Raw genomic sequence first — 3,613 nt, 5'->3', positions numbered from 1 at the left:
ACCGCGCGCAGCGCGGCGCGCCGACCGATCTCGCCGGCATCGGCGAGCAGCTCGCCCTGGCGGTTGACGTCGTACCAGTAGTCGCGCTGCATCTGCCCTTCGCCGCCGGCGATCATCACGCAGCTCAGGCTGTGGCGGGTGCTGGCGTAACCGCCGACGAAGCCGTGGCTGTTGCCGTAGACGCGGCAGCCCTGGTGGGTGTTGAGGCTGGTGCCGTCGGCGTTGTTGACCCGGGCATCGGCGGCAAAGGCCGCCGCCTCGCAGACCAGCGCCTGCTCCACGGCCTGCTCGGGGCTGATCGACCAGGGATGGTAGAGATCCAGCTCGGGCAGCTCGCGGGCCATCAGCGCGGCATCGGCCAGGCCGGCGCATTCGTCCTCGCTGGCGTGCTTGGCAATCGCCAGCGCTGCCGCCACCGTCTCGCGGATCGCCGCGCTGCCGGTGGCCGAGGTGCTCGCCGAGCCCTTGCGCTGGCCGACGTAGAGGGTGATGCCGAAGCCCTGATCGCGATTGAACTCGACGGTTTCCACCTCGCCCTGGCGCACCGTGGTGGACAGTCCCTGGCCGACGGACACCGCCACCTCGCAGGCGCTGGCGCCCTGGCGCTTGGCCTCGGCGAGAATCTCTTCGACCTGCGCCTGCAACTGGGGCAGGGCCTGCGGGCCGATCACCTCTACTTCACTCATAACCACTCCGATTCTCAAAATAAGCTGCAAGCCACAAGCAACAGCCGAGTCCGCTCCCATCTTGCCGCTTGAAGCGTGCGGCTTGAAGCTGCCCCTACTGCTATCATGGCGGCGTTTCCCACTGGACCCGCCCCATGTCTGATTCCTTCGACGACTTCTCCCTGGAGAAGAGTAAATCCCAGGTCAAACGCGAGCTGCATGCCCTGCAGGAACTCGGCGAGCGCCTGACCACGCTCAAGCCGGACCTGCTGGCCAAGATGCCGCTGACCGACGCCCTGCGCCGTGCCCTGGCCGAAGCGCCGAAACACACCGCCAACGCCGCGCGCAAACGCCATATCCAGTTCATCGGCAAGCTGATGCGCGAACAGGATGTCGAGGCGATCCTCGCCATGCTCGACCAAGTGGACAGCTCCACCCGCGAATACAACGAGCGCTTCCATGCCCTCGAGCGTTGGCGCGACCGCCTGATCGCCGGCGGCGACGAGGCCCTGGAAGGCTTTATCGGCCAGTACCCGGACGCCGACCGCCAGCACCTGCGCGGGTTGATCCGCCATGCCCAGCACGAGGCGGCGCACAACAAGCCGCCCGCCGCCGCGCGCAAGGTGTTCAAGTACATCCGCGAACTGGACGAAATGCAGCGCGGCCTGCGTTGATAACCTCCATCCGTAACGCCGGTAGGTTGGGCTGAGCACAGCGAAGCCCAACAGATGCGCGCCGAGCCGAAAAAGGCCCGGCAGCTGAACGCCGGGCGGAGCGCTGCGCGCTCCCTGTTGGGCTTCGTCGCAGGCTCCTCAACCCAACCTACGCCCCCGTCCCGCCGACGGTGATGGCGTCGATCTTCAGGGTCGGCTGGCCGACGCCCACCGGCACCGACTGGCCGTCCTTGCCGCAGGTACCGACGCCGCTGTCCAGGGCCAGGTCGTTGCCCACCATCGACACCCGACTCATGGCCTCCGGGCCGTTGCCGATCAGGGTCGCGCCCTTGACCGGCGCGGTGATCCGGCCGTCCTCAATCAGGTAGGCCTCGCTGGTGGAGAAGACGAACTTGCCGCTGGTGATGTCGACCTGGCCGCCGCCGAGGTTGGCGCAGTAGATGCCCTTCTTCACCGAACGGATGATCTCCTCCGGGTCGCTCTGCCCGGCCAGCATGTAGGTGTTGGTCATGCGCGGCATCGGCAGGTGCGCGTAGGACTCGCGGCGGCCGTTGCCGGTGCGCGCCACGCCCATCAGGCGGGCGTTGAGCTTGTCCTGCATGTAGCCCTTGAGCACGCCGTTCTCGATCAGCGTGGTGCACTGGGTCGGCGTGCCTTCGTCGTCGACGCTGAGCGAACCTCGGCGCCCTTCCAGGGTACCGTCGTCGACTATGGTGCACAGGCTGGAGGCGACCCGCTCGCCGATGCGGCCACTGTAGGCCGAGCTGCCCTTGCGGTTGAAGTCGCCCTCCAGGCCGTGGCCGACCGCCTCGTGCAGCAGCACGCCGGACCAGCCGGCGCCCATCACCACCGGCAGGGTGCCGGCCGGCGCGGGAATCGCCTCGAGGTTGACCAGGGCCTGGCGCAGCGCCTCGCGGGCATAGCCCATGGCGCGATCCTCTTCGAGGCCCCCTCTTTGCAAAAAGAACCGGTAGTCGGTGCGCCCGCCGCCGCCATGGCCGCCGCGCTCGCGACGGCCGTTGTGCTCGACTATGACGCTGACGTTGAAACGCACCAGCGGGCGCACGTCGGCGCTCAGGCTGCCGTCGTGGGCGGCCACCAGTACCCGGTCCCAGACCCCGGCCAGGCTCACGGTGACCTGCTTGATGCGCGGATCGAGGGCGCGGGTGGCGCGGTCGATGCGTTGCAGCAGCTCGACCTTCTCGGCGCGGCCGAGCACGTCCAGGGGGTTGTCCGGTGCGTAGAGGGCACTGACCTGCGGGCTGGCGAAGGCCTGCACGCGGCCCTGCTGCCCGGCGCGGGAGATCGAGCGGGCGGCGCGAGCCGCCTGGCGCAGGGCATCCAGGGTGATGGCGTTGCTGTAGGCGAAGCCGGTCTTCTCGCCTGACTGGGCGCGCACACCGACGCCCTGGTCGAGGTTGAAGCTGCCCTCCTTGACGATGCCGTCCTCCAGCACCCAGGTTTCCGAGACCTGGCTCTGGAAATACAGGTCGGCGGCGTCGATCCCCGGGCCGGCGAGTTCGCCGAGCACGCCGGGCAGGCTGTCGAGGGTCAGGTTGCCGGGGGCGAGCAGGTGCTCGCTGACGGACATCAGCATCGGGTTCATGGTCACTCCACTGCAATCGGACGCACGGCGTCCGATGAAAGAATTCTGCGGTGCGCCTGCACCGGCATGCGTTGCCGGATCGCCGCCTGCTCGGCGCCGTCACGGCTGGCCAGCAGCACCGCCTGGCCCTGATCCTGCTCGGCCAGCACGCGGCCCCAGGGGTCGACGATGGCCGAATGACCGAAGGTCTGCCGCGGCCCGGGGTGCTCGCCACCCTGCCCCGCCGCCAGAACATAGCACTGGGTCTCGATGGCGCGGGCGCGCACCAGCACCTGCCAGTGCGCGGCGCCGGTCACCGCGGTGAAGGCCGAGGGCGCGCTGATCAGCTCGGCGCCGGCCTGGCGTAGCGCGCCGTAAAGCTCGGGAAAGCGCAGATCGTAGCAGACGCTCAGGCCCAGGCGGCCGACCGGGGTATCGGCGACCACGATGCGCTGGCCATGGGCGAAGTCGTCCGACTCGCGGTAGCTGCCACGGTTGTCGGCCACTTCGACGTCGAACAGGTGCAGCTTGTCGTAGCGCGCCACCCGCTGGCCGGCGTCGTCGATCAGCAGCGAACAGGCATGCGGCTTGGCCTCGGGCGCCTCGTCCGGCGGCAACGGCAGGGTGCCGGCGACTATCCACAACTTGAGGTCGCGCGCGGCCCGTTGCAACCAGGGCAGGATCGGCCC

General features: G+C 69.1%; 4 protein-coding genes. 1 reads left to right on the top strand and 3 read right to left on the bottom strand.

The window, feature by feature from the left end; translation table 11 throughout:
- On the bottom strand, positions 1-686 hold a 686-nt coding region (locus N878_RS15090; RefSeq protein WP_021444456.1), incomplete at its 3' end, for a PmbA/TldA family metallopeptidase.
- A gap of 134 nt (positions 687-820) precedes the next feature.
- On the opposite strand from N878_RS15090, the gene yjgA reads away from it, so the two are divergent.
- Positions 821-1,339: a ribosome biogenesis factor YjgA gene (yjgA, locus tag N878_RS15085; RefSeq protein WP_021444455.1), complete on the top strand. Its 519-nt coding sequence runs from the start codon at positions 821-823 to the stop codon at positions 1,337-1,339.
- 148 nt (positions 1,340-1,487) lie between these two features.
- On the opposite strand, the gene tldD is transcribed toward yjgA, so the two are convergent.
- Complete coding sequence (tldD, locus tag N878_RS15080) at positions 1,488-2,945, bottom strand: metalloprotease TldD (RefSeq protein ID WP_021444454.1); 1,458 nt, start codon at positions 2,943-2,945, stop codon at positions 1,488-1,490.
- 2 nt (positions 2,946-2,947) lie between these two features.
- The coding region (locus tag N878_RS15075; RefSeq protein ID WP_021444453.1) for a carbon-nitrogen hydrolase family protein at positions 2,948-3,613 on the bottom strand (666 nt) is incomplete at its 5' end.

The sequence above is a fragment of the Pseudomonas sp. EGD-AK9 genome, from assembly GCF_000465935.2.
Lineage (GTDB): Bacteria > Pseudomonadota > Gammaproteobacteria > Pseudomonadales > Pseudomonadaceae > Aquipseudomonas.
Note: the sequence above shows the minus strand (reverse complement) of the source record. Positions and strands in the feature narration are given on the sequence as shown.

Excerpts from the sequence above, each read along its gene's own strand:
- tldD (WP_021444454.1), bottom strand. The coding sequence starts at position 2,945 with ATGAACCCGATGCTGATGTCCGTCAGCGAGCACCTGCTCGCCCCCGGC.
- yjgA (WP_021444455.1), top strand. The coding sequence starts at position 821 with ATGTCTGATTCCTTCGACGACTTCTCCCTGGAGAAGAGTAAATCCCAG.